Annotated in this window: 15 protein-coding genes; 14 read left to right on the forward strand and 1 reads right to left on the reverse strand. The window is 71.4% G+C overall.

Going from position 1 to position 16,505, the window contains the following annotated elements:
- The 12 genes from PHC73_RS04170 to PHC73_RS04225 form a co-directional block, all read left to right on the forward strand.
- Positions 1 to 1,377, forward strand: a 1,377-nt coding sequence (locus tag PHC73_RS04170; protein ID WP_300124829.1) for an aldehyde dehydrogenase family protein, incomplete at its 5' end; no start/stop codon positions are given.
- Positions 1,378 to 1,392: 15 nt separating this feature from the next.
- Entirely contained in the window at positions 1,393 to 2,175 is a 783-nt protein-coding gene (locus PHC73_RS04175) for an SDR family oxidoreductase (protein WP_300124831.1), read from the forward strand.
- Positions 2,176 to 2,236: 61 nt separating this feature from the next.
- Positions 2,237 to 3,190: a MoxR family ATPase gene (locus PHC73_RS04180; protein ID WP_300124833.1), complete on the forward strand. Its 954-nt coding sequence runs from the start codon at positions 2,237 to 2,239 to the stop codon at positions 3,188 to 3,190.
- Between the two features lie 225 nt (positions 3,191 to 3,415).
- Positions 3,416 to 4,699, forward strand: a complete 1,284-nt coding sequence (locus PHC73_RS04185) for a DUF58 domain-containing protein (RefSeq protein ID WP_300124835.1) — start codon at positions 3,416 to 3,418, stop codon at positions 4,697 to 4,699.
- Positions 4,699 to 6,597, forward strand: coding sequence for a transglutaminase domain-containing protein (locus PHC73_RS04190; RefSeq protein ID WP_300124837.1), 1,899 nt, complete (start codon positions 4,699 to 4,701; stop codon positions 6,595 to 6,597). The genes PHC73_RS04185 and PHC73_RS04190 overlap by 1 nt, the downstream gene beginning before the upstream one ends.
- Before the next feature lie 103 nt (positions 6,598 to 6,700).
- Positions 6,701 to 8,350: a CTP synthase gene (locus tag PHC73_RS04195; protein WP_300124838.1), complete on the forward strand. Its 1,650-nt coding sequence runs from the start codon at positions 6,701 to 6,703 to the stop codon at positions 8,348 to 8,350.
- Entirely contained in the window at positions 8,347 to 9,201 is an 855-nt protein-coding gene (gene kdsA / locus PHC73_RS04200; protein ID WP_300124840.1) for a 3-deoxy-8-phosphooctulonate synthase, read from the forward strand. The genes PHC73_RS04195 and kdsA overlap by 4 nt, the downstream gene beginning before the upstream one ends.
- Before the next feature lie 7 nt (positions 9,202 to 9,208).
- Positions 9,209 to 10,507, forward strand: a complete 1,299-nt coding sequence (gene eno, locus PHC73_RS04205) for a phosphopyruvate hydratase (protein WP_300124842.1) — start codon at positions 9,209 to 9,211, stop codon at positions 10,505 to 10,507.
- A complete protein-coding gene (locus PHC73_RS04210; protein WP_300124843.1) occupies positions 10,504 to 10,779 on the forward strand; it encodes a septum formation initiator family protein in 276 nt (91 codons plus the stop codon). Before eno ends, PHC73_RS04210 begins: the two co-directional genes overlap by 4 nt.
- Before the next feature lie 5 nt (positions 10,780 to 10,784).
- Positions 10,785 to 11,498 (forward strand): 2-C-methyl-D-erythritol 4-phosphate cytidylyltransferase, encoded by a 714-nt coding sequence (ispD, locus tag PHC73_RS04215; RefSeq protein ID WP_300124844.1) that lies wholly within the window; start codon positions 10,785 to 10,787, stop codon positions 11,496 to 11,498.
- On the forward strand, positions 11,498 to 11,980 hold the full coding sequence (gene ispF, locus PHC73_RS04220; protein WP_300124845.1) for a 2-C-methyl-D-erythritol 2,4-cyclodiphosphate synthase: 483 nt from the start codon (positions 11,498 to 11,500) through the stop codon (positions 11,978 to 11,980). The genes ispD and ispF overlap by 1 nt, the downstream gene beginning before the upstream one ends.
- Before the next feature lie 9 nt (positions 11,981 to 11,989).
- Positions 11,990 to 13,213 carry an MFS transporter gene (locus PHC73_RS04225; protein ID WP_300124846.1) on the forward strand — a complete coding sequence of 408 codons (1,224 nt, stop codon included), beginning with the start codon at positions 11,990 to 11,992 and terminating at the stop codon, positions 13,211 to 13,213.
- 12 nt (positions 13,214 to 13,225) lie between these two features.
- On the opposite strand, the gene thiC is transcribed toward PHC73_RS04225, so the two are convergent.
- Positions 13,226 to 15,103 carry a phosphomethylpyrimidine synthase ThiC gene (thiC, locus tag PHC73_RS04230; RefSeq protein ID WP_300124847.1) on the reverse strand — a complete coding sequence of 626 codons (1,878 nt, stop codon included), beginning with the start codon at positions 15,101 to 15,103 and terminating at the stop codon, positions 13,226 to 13,228.
- Between the two features lie 202 nt (positions 15,104 to 15,305).
- Here thiC and PHC73_RS04235 point away from each other — a divergent pair, with 202 nt between their 5' ends.
- Both PHC73_RS04235 and PHC73_RS04240 read left to right on the forward strand, forming a co-directional pair.
- On the forward strand, positions 15,306 to 15,968 hold the full coding sequence (locus PHC73_RS04235) for a protein-L-isoaspartate O-methyltransferase (protein WP_300124848.1): 663 nt from the start codon (positions 15,306 to 15,308) through the stop codon (positions 15,966 to 15,968).
- A gap of 4 nt (positions 15,969 to 15,972) precedes the next feature.
- Positions 15,973 to 16,296 (forward strand): rhodanese-like domain-containing protein, encoded by a 324-nt coding sequence (locus PHC73_RS04240; protein ID WP_300124849.1) that lies wholly within the window; start codon positions 15,973 to 15,975, stop codon positions 16,294 to 16,296.
- The last annotated feature ends 209 nt before the right edge of the window (positions 16,297 to 16,505 follow it).

The raw sequence follows: 16,505 nt of genomic DNA on the forward strand, positions 1-16,505 counted from the left end.
ACCATCAACCCGGCCACCGGGCAGTCGCTCGGCAGCGTGGCCAAGGGCTCGGGGGCGGACATCGGCCGCGCCGTCAAGGCCGCCCGGGCGGCCTTCGAGTCCGACGCCTGGGCCGGCATGGCGGCGGCGGATCGCGAGCGGTTGCTGCACCGCTTCGCCGACCTTGTCGAAAAAAACGCCGAGGCGCTGGCGGCGCTCGAGACCTACGACACCGGCAAGCCCTTCGGCGACGCGCGCAAGGTGGACCTGCCGATGTCGGTGCAGACGCTGCACTACTACGCCGGCTGGCCGAGCAAGCTGCGCGGCGAGACGGTGCCGGTGCGCGGGCCGTTCCTGACCTACACGCTGCGCGAGCCGATCGGCGTCATCGGCCAGATCGTGCCGTGGAACTTCCCGCTGTTCATGGCGGTGATGAAGCTCGCCCCGGCGCTGGCCGCCGGCAACACGGTGGTGCTGAAGCCCGCCGAGCAGACGCCGCTGACGGCGCTGTATCTGGGCAACCTCATCAACGAAGCCGGCTTCCCGCCGGGCGTGGTCAACATCGTGTCCGGCTTCGGCAGCGAGGCCGGCGAGGCGCTGATCACGCATCCGGGCGTCGACAAGATCGCGTTCACCGGCTCCACGCGCACGGGTCAGCACATCATGCGCCAGGCCGCCGGCACGCTGAAGCGCATCAGCCTGGAACTTGGCGGCAAGTCGCCGCACATCATCTTTGCCGATGCCGATCTGAAGTCGGCCATGCGCGCCATCGGCGCGGCGATCTTCTACAACCAGGGCGAGGTGTGCATCGCCGGCTCGCGGTTGTTCGTCGAAAAGCCGCTGTACGAGCAGGCGCTGGCCGCCGCCAAGGACGCCGCCGCGCGCATGAAGGTGGGTGACCCCTTCGCCGAGGACACGCGCATCGGCGCGCTGGTGTCCGAGCAGCACTTGAAACGCGTGGACGAGTACGTGCGGCTCGGCGTGAGCGAGGGTGCCGAGGTGATCGCCGGCGGCGGGCCGGCCAATGTGGGCGGCTGCGGCTATTTCTACCAGCCGACCGTGCTGGCCGGCGTGCGCAACGACATGCGCGTGGCACAGGAGGAAATCTTCGGCCCGGTGCTGGCGGTGATTCCGTTCGAGGACGAGGCCGAGGTGCTCGCGCTCGCCAACGACACCCAGTACGGCCTGGCCGCCGGCCTGTGGACGCAGAACGTCGGCAAGGCGCACCGCGTGGCGCGCGCCATCAAGGCCGGTACGGTGTATATCAACGCCTACGGCATCCTCGACCCGGCGGCGCCGTTCGGCGGCTACAAGATGTCCGGCCTCGGCCGCGAGAACGGCGAGGAGGGCATCGCCATGTACACCGAGGTCAAGACCGTCTGGACCGGGCTCAAATAACCCGCGGGGACAGCCATGGACATCAACCTCAAGGGCAAGGTCGCGGTCGTCACCGGCGGCCGCCAGGGCATCGGCCGCGGCATCGCGCAGGCGTTTCTGGAAGCCGGCGCCTGCGTGCTCACCTGCGCCCGCGACGGCGCCGGGCTGGAGGCCGAAATCGCCAAGTGGCGCGCCACGCACGGTGAGCGCATCGCCGGCATCGCGGCCGATGTCGGAAACGCCGAGGACATCGAGCGCCTGCTGGCCGAGGCCAAATCCCGCTTCGGCGGCGTGGACGTGCTGGTCAACAACGCCGCCACGTCCGAGTCGGGCACGCTGGCCAGCCTCAGCGACGCGCAGTGGCACAAGGAATTCGACGTCAAGCTGCTGGCCATGATCCGCACCGCGCGCGCTGCGGTGCCGCTGATGCTGGCCCGCGGCGGCGGCAGCATCGTCAACATCAACGCCATCTTCGCCCGCCAGCCGGACATGACGTTCTATGCCTCGAGCGTGGTGCGCGCCGGCTGTCTGTCGTTCACCAAGCTGCTGGCCAAGGAATACGCCGCGCAGGGCATCCGCGCCAACGCCATTGGCCTCGGGCTGGTCGAAACGCCGGCCTGGCAGGCCTGGCACGATCCGACGCAGGGCAGCTACGCGGATTTCCTCACCTCCACCGCCGCCTTCTACCGGGTGCCGATGGGCCGCATCGGGCAGGTGCGGGAAGTGGCCAACGTGGCGCTGTTTTTGGCGTCGGATGCGGCGAGCTACGTCACCGGCACGCAGCTCGACGTCGACGGCGGCATGGCGGCGTATTTGTAGTTCGACCGGCCGACCGGGTGGTCGATGATCCGGGGCATCCTGTCGTTTTCGAGGCTGGCCGATGGCGCGCGTCGCCCCCCTGACCACCGCTGACGATGCCGCCGCGGCGCTGGCCGCGGTGCGCGAGCAGCTGGCCGCCGTGTGGCTGGGCGACGGCGCGGTGCTGGAGCTGCTGCTGGTGGCGGTGCTGGCGGGCGGGCACGTGCTGCTCGAGGACGTGCCGGGCGTCGGCAAGACCACGCTGGCCAAGGGTTTGGCGCGCACGCTCGGGGTCGCCTTCAACCGCGTGCAGTTCACCTCCGACCTGCTGCCGGCGGACGTGCTGGGCGGCAGCGTGTACCACCCGGGCGACGGCCGCTTCGAGTTCGTGCCGGGGCCGATCTTCACGGATCTTTTGCTGGCTGACGAAATCAACCGTGCGCCCACGCGCAGCCAGTCGGCCTTCCTGCAGGCCATGGAGGAAGGGCAGGTCACGGCCGACGGCGTCAGCCACCCGTTGTCGCCGCTGTTCACGGTCATCGCCACGCAGAACCCGATCGACTTCGACAGCACCAACCCGCTGCCGGAGGCGCAGCTGGACCGCTTTCTGATCGCCATGCGCCTGGGTTACCCGGATGCGGCCGCCGAAAGCACGCTGCTGGGTGCCTACCGCACGGCGCCGCCGCCGCTGGCGGTGCTCGATCCGGAGCGCCTGCGGCGCCTGCGCGCGCAGGCGCGGGAGGTGTTTTTGCACGTGGATCTCGCCCAGTACATCGTGGCGCTGGCGCGGGTCACGCGCGACGATCCGCGCGTGCGGCTTGGCATCTCGCCGCGCGGGGCGATTCACCTGGCCGACGCGGCGCGGGCGCGCGCGCTGCTGCACGGGCGCGGCGCGGTGCAGGCCGAGGACGTGCGTGCGCTGCTGCATCCGGTGTGGGATCACCGCCTGCTGCCGCGCCAGGGGCGCGAGCACGACCGGCGCATCACCGCCGCGCTGCTGGACGAGCTCACCGCCGGTGTGCCGCTGCCGCGTTGAGGTCTTGGGAGACGCTGAAAAATTCCATCCATGGAATTTTTCAGCTCGCTGCCGCGCGGTTCATGCCCGCGCTGCGCTCCATGAATCTGTGACTCAAGCCCTTGATTCATGCCGGGGCATCCTGCCCCGGAGGAAACCGATGAATGAATCGGCGGTTCCCTTGGCGACCGATTCGTTGCCGATGGGCCGGCTCGGCGCCGCGGCGATGCCTGTGACCAGGTCGACGTGAAGGAATTCGCCGACCGCCCGCTGCGCGTGGTGCACGAGCCGCTGGCGCTGCACCTGTGGCGCATGACGGTGTGGCTGCTGAACCTGCGCCTGGTGCCGCGCTACACCGAGCGGCGCGGCGGCTGGCGGGCGCCGCTGCGGGTGTTGCGCGACGGGCTGACCGGGCCCGGCCTGGCGCTGGCGCTGGGCAGCCTGCTGCTGTGGCTGCTGGCCAGGCCGAGCAATCCGGCCTTCGATCTCAAGCTGGCGGCGGCGGGGTTGCTGGTGCTGGCGCTCAGCGCCGCAGTCGGCCGGCTGTGGCGACCGCGCCTTGCGCTCATGCGGCTCGATCACGCGCCGGCGGTGGCCGGGCAGCCCTGGTGCGGGCGCGTGCGGGTGAGCAACCGCGGGCGGCGGACGGCGCGCGAGCTGTGGCTGCGCGAATGGCGCGGTCCCGGCTGGCGGCCGGCGCCGGCCGCGCGCAGCCCGCTGATCGAGCGCCTCGACCCCGGCGACAGCCGGGTGTGCGAGCTGTCGGTCACGCCGCAGGCGCGCGGCCTGCTGGAGCTGCCGGGCGTGGCCGTGCACAGCCTGTTTCCGTTGTTTCTCACCCGCAGCACGGTCGGCGTGCCGCTGCCGCTGCGCCTGGCGGTGTTGCCGCCGCCGCTGGCGCTGCGCCTGCCGCCGCTGCGCGCGCTGGCGGCGCGCTGTCTTGCGTCCGGCGCGCACGCCACGCGCGCCGCCGGCGCCGTCGAGTACAGCCACAGCCGTGCCTACCAGGCGGGCGATCCGGTCGCGCGGCTCGATCACCGCGCCAGCGCCCGGCGCGGCGAGCTGATGTCGCGGGTGTTTCGCGGCGGCAGCGAGCTGCGCGCCGCCGGCGTCGCCATCGCCTGCGACACCGCGGTGGCCGGCTTTGCGCCCTGGCAGCGCCGGCCGGCCGATGCGGCGGCGCTCGACCGGCGCCTGGCGCTGGTGCTGGAGCTGGCGGCGCAGGCGCGGGCCGAAGCCTTGCCGCTGCGCGCGCTGGCGCTCGGCGGCGACTGGCAGGCGCCGGCCGACGAGGCGGCGCTGCAGCAGGCCGTCGCCGGCTGCCCGCCGGCGCGCGAAACCCACTTGCCGGCCGCGACGCCCGCCGCCGATCTGCTGTGCCTGCTGGTGTGCGAGGACGCCGGTGCGGCACTGCTGGCCCGGCTCGCCGCCTGGCGGGCGGCGGGGCGGCTAGTGCTGGCGTTTCGTCTGGCCGGGCGCGGCGGGCGGTCGCTGCCGCCCGGCCCCGGCAATCACGAGCTCGCGGTCTGATGCGCGCGGCGGATGGGCTGCTCGCCGTCGCGGTGGCCGCGGCCGGGGCGCACGTGCTGCTGTCCATGCAGGTGACCATGCCAGCGCTGGTGTTCGCGGTGTCGGCGCTGCTGGCACCGCTGCCGGCTTGGCTTCGCTGGCGCCGGCCGCTGGCGCCGACGGCGGGTCTCGCTTTCATCACCTGCGTCAGCGGCGGCCTGCTCGGCTACATGGCGCTGGCCGACTGGCTGCCGGCGGGTTCCTGGGCGGCGGATTTCACGGTGTTCGGCGGCCTGTGCCTGGCGGTGTTGGTGCTGGCGCTGTGGCTGCTGCTGACGCGCCCGGCGCCGTTGCCGGGCCGGGCCGGCGATCGGGTCGGTGATGCGCTGGCGGCGACGGTGTTGCTGCTGGCGCTGCTGATTCCGCGCCGCCTGCCGGCGGCCGGCCTGGTGGCGGCGCTGCCGTGGCTGGCGGTCGGCGCGGCGCTGCTGGCGCCGGCGACGGCGCGCCTGGGCGCTCGTGCCCTGCGCCGCGCGCTGCTGCTGGCGCCGCTGCTGGTGCTGCTGCCGCTGGCGGAAGCCGCCCTGCGGGCCGGGCAGCGGCCGTTGCTGGGGGCACTGTTTCATGCGCTGCCGGCGCCGCGTGGCGCCGCCGGCTTTGCGCCGTTGGCGCAGCTGCAGGCCGACGGCCTGCTGCATCCGGCCCGCCGGCCGGTGCTGCGCGTGTTCGTGCGCGCCGGCACGCCGCCGCCGTACCTGGTCGGCAACCGCCTGCTGACGCTGGATGCGCAGTACGCGTGGCAGACCGTCGATGCCGGCGGCGCGCCACCGGTGCGCGAGGCGGACGGCACGGGTGCGCGCTACCGGCTCGCCGCCGGCCGGCCGAGCTGGACGGTCGAGCTGCGCAGCCTGCGCCGCGACGACCTGCTGTTCCTGCCGCCCGGCACGTACCGCGTCGAGCTGGCCGAAGGCGAGCTCGGCGTCGATGCCGCCGGCGTGCTGCAGGGCCGCTTTTCCGGCCGCTCCGCGCGGCGCTGGCAGGCGATCGGCGGGCCGCCGCCCGCCGGGCCGCCGGCGCCCGCCGCCGCTCTGGCGCTGCCGCCGTTCTGGGACGGACGGCTGCAGGCCGCCGCCGCCGCGCTGGCCGGGCCGGACGCCGCGCACACCGCGGCGCGCATCGGCGCCGAGCTGCGCGCCCGCCGCTACAGCCTGCACTACCGGCTCGACCGGCAGGCGCCGCTGCATGATTTCTTTCTCAACCGCCGCCCGGCGCATTGCTTCTGGTATGCCACCGCGGCGGCGCTGGCGCTGCGCGCCAACGGCGTGCCGAGCCGGCTGGTGACCGGTTATCGGGTGTCCGAGCCGCTGGGCGGCGGCGCCTTTCTGGTGCGCGAGCGCGACGCCCACGCCTGGGCCGAATGGCAGGACGCGGCCGGTCGCTGGCACACGCTGGATGCCACCCCGGCCGACTACGACGCCGCGCTGGCCGGATACGGCGGCGGTGCGCTCGAGCGCGCCTGGCAGCGCCTGGCGGCACGCCTGGACGCCTGGTGGGCGCAGGTGGAGCTGACCGACGCGCAGGTGCGGGCGGTGCTGCTGGCAGGTCTTGCGGCGCTGGCCGGGCTGTTCGTGCGCGAGTACCGGCGCCTGCGCCAGGCGCCGCCGACGCCCGGTCACGCTCGGCAATGGCAGCGCCTGTGGCGGCGCTTTTTGCGCCTGAGCGGCCTGCCCGAGCGTGCGCAGTGGACGGCGTCCGATTACCTCGCGCAGCTGCCGGACGGCTGGCCGCCGGCGCGCCGCGCGGCGGCCCGGCGTTTTCTGGAGTGCTACGCGCGCACGCGCTTTGCGCCGGGCGCCTCGCCGGCACAGGCGGCCGCCGCACTGCGCGAGCTGCGCCGCCAGCGGCTGAAGACACGCTGAACGGCGCTGATTCATTCGGTGCCGCCGGCCGGCGTCGATTGTCCGGACCGGCGCGATCTGGTACTTTTTGGCCTGTTTTCCACGCCTTTTTTCGCCCGCACGCATGCCGAAATTCATTTTCGTAACCGGTGGCGTGGTCTCCTCGCTCGGCAAGGGGATCGCCGCCGCGTCCATCGGCGCGTTGCTGGAATCGCGCGGCCTGAAGGTCACCTTCCTCAAGCTCGACCCCTACCTCAACGTCGACCCGGGCACCATGAGCCCGTTCCAGCATGGCGAGGTGTACGTCACCGCCGATGGCGCCGAGACCGACCTCGACCTTGGCCACTACGAGCGCTTCTCGCGCGCGCCGATGCGCCGCGCCAACAACTTCACCGCCGGTCAGGTGTACGAGGCGGTGCTGCGCAAGGAGCGCCGCGGCGAGTATCTGGGCCGCACCGTGCAGGTGATTCCGCACGTCACCGACGAGATCAAGCGCTGCATCATCGAGGGCGCCGCCGATGCCGACGTGGCGCTGGTCGAGATCGGTGGCACGGTGGGCGACATCGAATCGCTGCCGTTCCTGGAGGCCATCCGCCAGATGGGCCTCGAGCGCCCGCACCACGACGTGCTGTACATGCACCTCACGCTGGTGCCCTACCTGCGCGCCAGCGGCGAGATCAAGACCAAGCCCACGCAGCACTCGGTCAAGGAACTGCAGGCCATCGGCATCCGGCCGGACGTGTTGCTGTGCCGCACCGAGCAGCCGCTGCCGGAGGACGAGCGGCGCAAGATCGCGCTGTTCACCAACGTGCCGCGCGAGGCGGTGATCTCGGCCGAGGATCTGGACAACATCTACAAGATTCCGCGCCATTACCACGACCAGGGGCTGGACGATTTCGTGGTGCGCCGGCTCGATCTGCCGGTCGGCACCTCGCGCCTGGAGGCCTGGGACCGCTACATCTACGACTTCGAGCACCCCACCGCCACCGTCGACATCGCGCTGGTCGGCAAATACGTCGATCTGGCCGATTCCTACAAGTCGCTGAACGAGGCGCTCGACCACGCCGCCGCGCACACCCGCACGCGCGTGAACGTGCACTACGTCGATGCCGAAAGTCTGGACGCCGACGGCGTGGGCGCGCTGGCCAGCATGGACGCCATCCTGGTGCCGGGCGGCTTCGGCGAGCGCGGCGTCGAGGGCAAGATCGCCGCCGTGCGCTACGCCCGCGAGCACGGCATCCCGTATCTGGGCATCTGCCTTGGCCTGCAGGTGGCGGTGATCGAGTTCGCGCGCAACGTGGCGGGCCTCGACGACGCCCACAGCACCGAGTTCGATCCCGACACCCCGGCGCCGGTGGTGGCGCTGATCACCGAATGGCTGGACGCCAGCGGCCGGCGCGAGCAGCGCGGCGCCGGCACCGATCTTGGCGGCACCATGCGCCTTGGCGGGCAGACCTGCGTGCTTCGCGAGGACACGCTGGTGCGGCGCATTTATGGTGCCGAGCGCATCGTCGAGCGCCACCGCCACCGCTACGAGGTCAACCCCACCTTCCTGCCGGCGCTGCAGGAGGCGGGCCTGGCGGTGTCCGGCCGTTCCGAGCAGGACGGTTTGGTGGAGGTGATCGAGCTGCCGGACCACCCCTGGTTCATCGGCTGCCAGTTCCACCCCGAATTCACCTCCAACCCGCGCGACGGCCACCCGCTGTTCAGCAGCTTCGTGGAGGCGGCGCGCATCCACCGGGCGGCGCGCGTGCCGCAGCCGGTGTCCGCATGAAGCTGTGCGGTTTCGAGGTCGGCATCGACCGGCCGCTGTTCCTGATCGCCGGACCCTGTGTGGCCGAGAGCCGTGAGCTGGTGCTGCACACCGCAAGCACGCTCAAGGACATCTGCGCGCGGCTTCGGGTGCCGTTCATCTTCAAGGCCTCGTTCGACAAGGCCAACCGCAGTTCCGGCAAGTCATTCCGCGGCCCCGGCCGCGAGGCGGGGCTTGCCATGCTGGCCGAGGTGCGCGAGACCGTCGGCGTGCCGGTGCTGACCGACGTGCACACGCCGGACGACGTCGAGGCGGCCGCCGCCGTGGTGGACGTGCTGCAGACGCCGGCCTTTTTGTGCCGGCAGACCGACCTCATCGTCGCCGCGGCGGCCAGCGGCAAACCGGTCAACATCAAAAAAGGCCAGTTCCTGGCGCCGGAAGACATGGCGCAGGTGGTGGCCAAGGCCAACGCTGCCGGTGGCGCCGGCCGCACGCTGGTGTGTGAGCGCGGCGTCTCGTTCGGCTACCACAATCTGGTGGTCGACATGCGTGGCCTGGCCGTGATGCGGCAGACCGGCTGCCCGGTGGTGTTCGACGCCACGCACTCGGTGCAGCTGCCGGGCGGGCAGGGCGATCGCTCCGGCGGGCAACGCGAATTCGTGCCGGTGCTGGCGCGGGCGGCCGTGGCCGCCGGCGTGGCCGGCCTGTTCATGGAAACCCACCCCGATCCGGCGCGCGCGCTGTCCGACGGCCCCAACGCCTGGCCGCTCGATCGCATGGAAAACCTGCTGCAAACCCTGGTGACGCTGGATCGCGCCGTCAAGGCCGCCGGTTTCGTCGAACACTCCCTCATGCAAGCCAACCCGAGCTGAGAGCACGATGAGCAAGATCGTCGACATCAAGGCGCGCGAAATTCTCGATTCGCGCGGCTTTCCCACCGTGGAAGTGGACGTGCTGACCGACGACGGTCGGCTCGGCCGGGCGGCGGTGCCGTCCGGTGCCTCCACCGGCTCGCGCGAGGCGCTGGAGCTGCGCGACGGCGAGCCGGCCCGCTTCGGCGGCAAGGGGGTGCTGAAGGCGCTCGACAACGTGCGCAGCCGCATCCTGCCGGCGGTGCGCGGCATCGATCCGGTCGACCAGCATCGCGTGGATGCGGTGATGATCGACCTCGACGGCACCGACAACAAAAGCCGCCTGGGCGCCAACGCCATCCTGGCGGTGTCGCTGGCCACCGCGCACGCCGCCGCGGCCTGCCGCGACATCCCGCTGTACCGGCACATCAACGCGCTGTGCGGCGGGGTCGACATGTGCCTGCCGGTGCCGATGATGAACATCCTGAACGGCGGCGCGCACGCCGACAACAGCGTCGATCTGCAGGAGTTCATGATCATCCCGGCCGGCCGGCCGACGTTCTCGGAGGCGCTGCGCTGCGGCGCCGAGATTTTCCAGGCGCTCAAAAAGCTATTGCGCCAGCGGGGGCTGAACACCGCCGTCGGCGACGAGGGCGGCTTCGCGCCCGATCTGTCGTCCAACGAGGAGGCGCTGCGGGTGGTGCTGGACAGCATCGGCGCCGCCGGCTATCTGGCCGGCGACGAGGTGTTGCTGGCGCTGGATGTGGCCAGCAGCGAGTTCTACAAGGCCGGCCGCTACGAGCTCGAATCCGAGAAGCGCAGCCTGACGTCGGCCGAGTTCGTGGATTATCTGGCCGGCCTGGCCGGCCGTTATCCGGTCATCTCCATCGAAGATGGCCAGGCCGAGGACGACTGGGACGGCTGGAAGCGCCTCACCGACCGGCTCGGCAAGTCCGTGCAGCTGGTGGGTGACGACCTGTTCGTCACCAACCCGGCCATCCTCGAGAAGGGCATCGCCGCCGGCGTGGCCAACTCCATCCTGATCAAGGTGAACCAGATCGGCACGCTCAGCGAGACGCTGAAGGCCGTGCGCCTGGCGCGCGAGGCCGGTTACTCGGCCATCATCTCGCACCGCTCCGGCGAGACCGAGGACACCACCATCGCCGACATCGCCGTGGGCACCGGCGCCGGGCAGATCAAGACCGGTTCGCTGTCGCGCTCGGACCGCGTCGCCAAGTACAACCGCCTGCTGCGCATCGAGCAGGAGCTCGGCGCCGCGGCGCGTTACCCGGGCGTGGCGGTGTTCGGGGCGCTGGCACGCCAATGACGACGCGCGCCGGCCTGCTGGTGCTGCTGCTGGCCATGCTCGGCCTGCAGCACCGTCTGCTGGTGGCGCCGGGCAATGTGTTCGATCTGGGCGATCTGCAGGACCGCGTCCGGCGCGAGCGCGACCAGGTCGCGCAGCTCGCCGAGCGCAATGCGCAGCTCGCCGCCGAGGTGGACGACCTGCGCACGGGTCTTTCGGCGGTCGAGGACCGGGCGCGCTCCGAGCTCGGCATGATCAAGCCGGGCGAGACCTTCATCCGCGTCATCGAATAGGCACGGTGCCGACGTCGGCTGCCGATCACTGGGCCATCGTGCCGGCCGCCGGCATCGGCGCGCGCATGGGCGCCGAACGGCCCAAACAATACCTGCCGCTGGCCGGCCGGCCGCTGTTGTTGCACACGCTCGATCGCCTGCTGGCCGCACCGCGCGTGGCCGGGCTGGTGCTGACGCTGCGGGCGGACGATCCTCACTGGCCGGCGCTCGGTTTTCGCGCCGACAAGCCGCTGCACGTCGTCAGCGGCGGCGCCTGCCGTGCCGCCTCGGTGTTGGCGGCGCTCGACGAGCTGGCGCGCCAGTTGGCGGCCGACACGCCGCTGCTGGTGCACGATGCCGTGCGCCCGCTGCTGCATGCCAGCGACATCGAGCGCCTGTGCGGGCAGCCGCTCGACGCGCACGGTTGCCTGCTGGCGATGCCACTGACCGACACCATCAAGCGCGCCGACGCGGGCGGGCGCAGCGAGGCCACCGTGCCGCGCGATGGGCTGTGGGCGGCGCAGACGCCGCAGCGTTTTCAGTTGGGCGTGCTGCGCACGGCGCTGCGCGATGCACTCGCGGCGGGCAGCGAGCCCACCGACGAGGCGCAGGCCATGGAGCGGGCCGGCTGGCGGCCGCGCCTGGTGCCCGGCCGGCGCGACAATCTCAAAATCACCGTGCCGCAGGACCTGCCATTGGCCGAGTGTCTGCTGGCCGCCCAGCAGTGTGAGGACGGCTGATGCGCATCGGCCACGGTTACGACCTGCACGCGCTGGCCGAGGGCCGCCGCCTGGTGCTGGGTGGCGTCGAGATTGTCCACGACCGCGGCCCGGTCGCCCACTCCGACGGCGACGTGCTGCTGCATGCGCTCGCCGATGCCCTGCTCGGCGCCGCGGCGCTCGGCGACATCGGTCAGCACTTCCCGGACACCGATCCTGCCTATGCCGGCGCCGACAGCCGGGTTCTGTTGCGCGAGGTCGTGGCGCGGGTGCGGGCGGCCGGCTATGCGGTGGCCAACGTCGACGCCACCGTGCTGGCGCAGCGGCCGAAGCTGGCGCCACACCGCGACGCCATGCGCGCCAACATCGCGGCCGATCTGGGCATCGACATCGGCGCGGTGAGCGTCAAGGCCACCACCACCGAGGGCCTGGGGCCGGTCGGCCGGCAGGAGGCCATCGCCGCCCACGCCGTGTGCCTGCTGGTGAGGCGCGGGGAGCCTTGAGCCAGCGTGATGGCCGAAGCCGACGCCGCCTCGCCCTCGCCCTGGCGCCAGCCGCCGTTTCGTCATTACTGGCTGGCGCGCCTGTGTACCGCGGCCGGTTTCCAGATGCAGGCGGTGGTGGTCGGTTGGCACGTCTACCAGCTCACCGGCGCGGCGCTGGATTTGGGGCTGGTGGGCCTGTTCACCTTTCTGCCGCGCCTGCTGCTGACGCCGCTCGCCGGTCATGCCGCCGATCACTACCCGCGCCGGGCCGTGGCGCTGCTGGCGCAAAGTGTGCAGGGCGCGGCGGTCCTGGGGCTCGCACTGCTCAGCCTGTCCGGCCACGATAGCCGGCAGGCGGTGTTCGTGCTGGCGGCGCTGTGCGGCGCGGCGCGCACCTTCGAGATGCCGGCCACGCAGGCGCTGTTGCCGGGCATCGTGCCGGGGGCGCTATTCCCCCGCGCCGTGGCGGCGAGCGCTTCGGCGGTGCAGGCGGCGACGCTGGCCGCGCCGGCCATCGCCGGTGTCGTGCTCGGTCTTGGCACCACCACCGCGTATGTCGCGACGGGTCTTTTGTACGTGGCCGCGGCGCTCGCCATGAGCCGGCTGCGGGCGCAGGCGGCCGCGCCGGTGGCGCACCGCGAGGGCTTCGTCGAGGCGTTTTTGGCCGGCGTGCGTTTCGTGCGCCAGCAGCGCTTGCTGCTGGGCGTGATGTCGCTCGACCTGTTCGCCGTGCTGCTCGGCGGTGCCACGGCGCTGCTGCCGATGATCGCCGATCGGCTGTTGCACACCGGCACGTTGGGGCTCGGCCTGTTGCGCAGCGCGCCGGCGGCAGGCGCGCTTTTGATGTCGGTCTGGTTGGGGCGGCATGCGCCGCGCGGCGCGGTCGGCCGGCAGATGCTGATCGCGGTGGCCGTGTTCGGGCTGCTCACCGTCGCGCTGGCGGCTTCGCGCTGGCTGTGGCTGTCGCTGCTGTTGCTGCTGGGACTCGGCGCCGCCGACATGGTCAGCGTGGTGATTCGCCAGACCATGGTGCAGCTGGGCACGCCCGATGCCATGCGCGGGCGGGTGAGCGCGCTGAACGCCATCTTCATCGGTGCCTCGAACCAGCTCGGCGAGTTCGAGTCCGGAATCACCGCCGCCTGGTTCGGTCTGGTGCCGTCCATCGCCCTGGGCGGCCTCGGCACGCTGCTGGTGGTGGCGCTGTGGTGGCGGCTGTTTCCCGAGCTCACCGCCGCGCGCGGCGGTGAGTGAGCCGCCGGCGGCCTACAGCGGCCGGTAGACCTCGCCGGCCTGACGAAACTCGGCCGCCTTCTCCTGCATGCCGGCGGCGAGCGCGCCGTCGTCGTCGGCCAGGCCCTTGCTTTGCGCGTACTCGCGCACGTCCTGGGTGATCTTCATCGAGCAGAAGTGCGGGCCGCACATGGAGCAGAAGTGCGCCAGCTTGGCGGATTCCTTGGGCAGCGTCTCGTCGTGGAACTCGCGCGCCTTGTCCGGGTCGAGGCTGAGATTGAACTGATCGCTCCAACGGAACTCGAAGCGTGCCTTGCTGAGCGCGTTGTCGCGCAGCTGCGCGCCCGGGTGACCCTTGGCCAGATCCGCCGCGTGGGCGGCGATCTTGTAGGTGACGATGCCGTCGCGCACGTCGTGCTTGTTCGGCAGACCCAGGTGTTCCTTGGGCGTCACGTAGCACAGCATGGCGGTGCCGTACCAGCCGATCATGGCTGCCCCGATGGCGGACGTGATGTGGTCGTAGCCGGGCGCGATGTCGGTGGTCAGCGGCCCCAGCGTGTAGAACGGCGCCTCGTCGCAGTAGTCGAGCTGCAGGTCCATGTTTTCCTTGATGAGGTGCATCGGCACGTGGCCGGGGCCCTCGATCATGGTCTGCACGTCGTGCTTCCAGGCGATCTGCGTGAGCTCGCCCAGCGTCTTGAGTTCACCGAGCTGCGCTTCGTCGTTGGCGTCGGCGATCGAGCCCGGCCGCAGGCCGTCACCCAGCGAGAAGGCGACGTCGTACGCCTTCATGATTTCGCAGATTTCCTCGAAGTGCGTGTAGAGGAAATTCTCCTTGTGGTGCGCCAGGCACCACTTGGCGAGGATCGAGCCGCCGCGGCTGACGATGCCGGTCAGGCGCCTTGCGGTGAGCGGCACGTAGCGCAGCAGCACGCCGGCGTGGATGGTGAAATAGTCGACGCCCTGCTCGGCCTGCTCGATCAGCGTGTCGCGGAAGATGTCCCAGGTGAGTTCTTCCGCCTTGCCGTCGACCTTTTCGAGCGCCTGGTAGATCGGCACCGTGCCGATCGGCACCGGGCTGTTGCGCAAAATCCACTCGCGCGTCTCGTGGATGTGCTTGCCGGTGGACAGGTCCATGATGGTGTCGGCGCCCCAGCGGATGCCCCACACCATCTTCTCGACTTCTTCCTCGATGGACGAGGTGACCGCCGAGTTGCCGATGTTGCCGTTGATCTTCACCAGGAAATTGCGGCCGATGATCATCGGCTCGCTTTCCGGGTGGTTGATGTTGGCCGGGATGATGGCGCGCCCGCGGGCGACCTCGTCGCGCACGAACTCGGGCGTGATCACCTTCGGGATGGCCGCGCCGAAGCCGTGGCCCGGGTGCTGGCGCAGCAGCGCCTGATCGCGCACGGCCTCCAGGCGCTGGTTCTCGCGGATGGCGATGAATTCCATCTCCGGCGTCACGATGCCGCGCCGGGCGTAGTGCATCTGCGTGACATTGCGCCCGGGCAGGGCGCGGCGCGGCAGGCGCGGGTTCGGAAAGCGCAGGGCGGCGAGATCCTCTGCCGCGGCGCGCGCGCGGCCGTAATGCGAGCTGATCTCGGTCAGCACCTCGGTGTCAGCGCGCTCGGCGATCCAGGCCGCCCGGATGGCCGGCAGTCCACGGCGCAGGTCGATCGGGGCGGCCGGGTCGGTGTAGGCGCCCGAGGTGTCGTAGACGACGATCGGCTCGTTGGGCTCGGCGCCGTGCTGGGTGGTGGTCGGGGATTGCGTCACTTCGCGCATCGGCACCCGGATGTCCGGCCGGCTGCCGGCGACATAAATTTTCGACGAGCCGGCGAACGGCCGGCGCAGCTCGGCGTCGACGTCGGCGGCCGGCGTGAGCACGGGTTTCTGGGTGGCGTTCATGGGGTGACCTGTGGGGGCGGCGAAGGGGGCGGTATGGCGGCCAAAGTCGGCCACGGCGGCGCTGTTGTGTTGTGGCGATGGGCGCTGCAACGGTAATCTATGCGCCGCTTCGAAGGGGTGTCAACGCGCCAGGCCGCGCGTTCGCCGGCGCCCGCCAGGCCCCGCAGGGGTCGTCACCGTTCTCAAGGTCGCCCGCCCACACATGAACAGCCCGGACCTCGCCGCCGCCCGTTTCAACATGCTCCTGAACCAGGTGCGTGCCTGGGAGGTGTCCGACGAGCGCGTGCTCGATCTGCTCTCGCAGATGCGGCGCGAGGACTTCGTGCCGCCGGCCTACCGCAACCTCGCCTATGCCGATTTGATGCTGCCGATCGGGCACGGCCAGGTGATGCTGGCGCCCAAGATCGAGGCGCGCTTCCTGCAGGCGCTGAACTTGCAGCCCGCCGATGTGGTGCTGGAAGTCGGTGCCGGCAGCGGTTACATGGCGGCGCTGATGGCGCGCCTGGCGGCGTTCGTGACCACCGTCGACGTGTTTCCCGACCTGGCCGAATCGGCGGCCTTGCGCCTGGCGCAGGCCGGCGTACGCAACGTGCGCGTCGAAACCGGCAACGCCGCAGACGGTTGGCCGGACCACGCCCCGTATGATGCGGTCATGATCAGCGGGGCGTTGCCGCAGCTGCCGCAGGCCTTTTTGAATTGCCTGAAGCCGGGCGGCCGGCTGGCGGCGATCGTCGGCCGGCGGCCGGCCATGCAGGCGGTGCTGGTCACGCGCACCGGCGAGGCCGACTGGCACCGCCAGGCGCTGTTCGAAACCGACGCCCCGCCATTGCTGCACGTGCACGCCCCGGCCGAGTTCGAGTTCTAGGACGGTGCGCGAGCTGTCGGTGCAGGCGCTGAAGGCCGCCCGCGATGCCGGGACGGCCGCCGACTGGCAGCTGATCGACGTGCGCGAGCCGTGGGAGCATGCCCTGTGCGCGCTGCCCGGGGCCGTGCTGATGCCGATGCGGGGTTTGCCGCAGCGCCTGCGCGAGCTGGACCCGGCGCGGACCACGGTGGTGCTGTGCCATCACGGCGTGCGCAGCCATCAGGTGGCGGTGTGGCTCGAGCGCAACGGCTTCAAGGACGTGGTCAACCTGCGCGGCGGCATGGATGCCTGGGCCCGCGAGATCGAACCCGAGATGGCGGTTTATTGACCGGCGCGGTTTGGTGCGCCTTATCAGACCCTGGGACCCGATATGAAAAAAATGACTCTCGCCGCCGGCCTGGCCGGCGTCCTGCTGGCGCCGTGGTGTTCCGCCGAGGACCTGTTGACGGTCTACCAGCAGGCGGTGCAGAACGATGCCCAGTTGCTGGCCGCCGCCGCCGCGCGCGACGCGGCACGCGAGCTCAAGCCGCAGGCGCT

Origin of the sequence: Immundisolibacter sp., assembly GCF_028696615.1 — a bacterium.
Classification (GTDB): domain Bacteria; phylum Pseudomonadota; class Gammaproteobacteria; order Immundisolibacterales; family Immundisolibacteraceae; genus Immundisolibacter.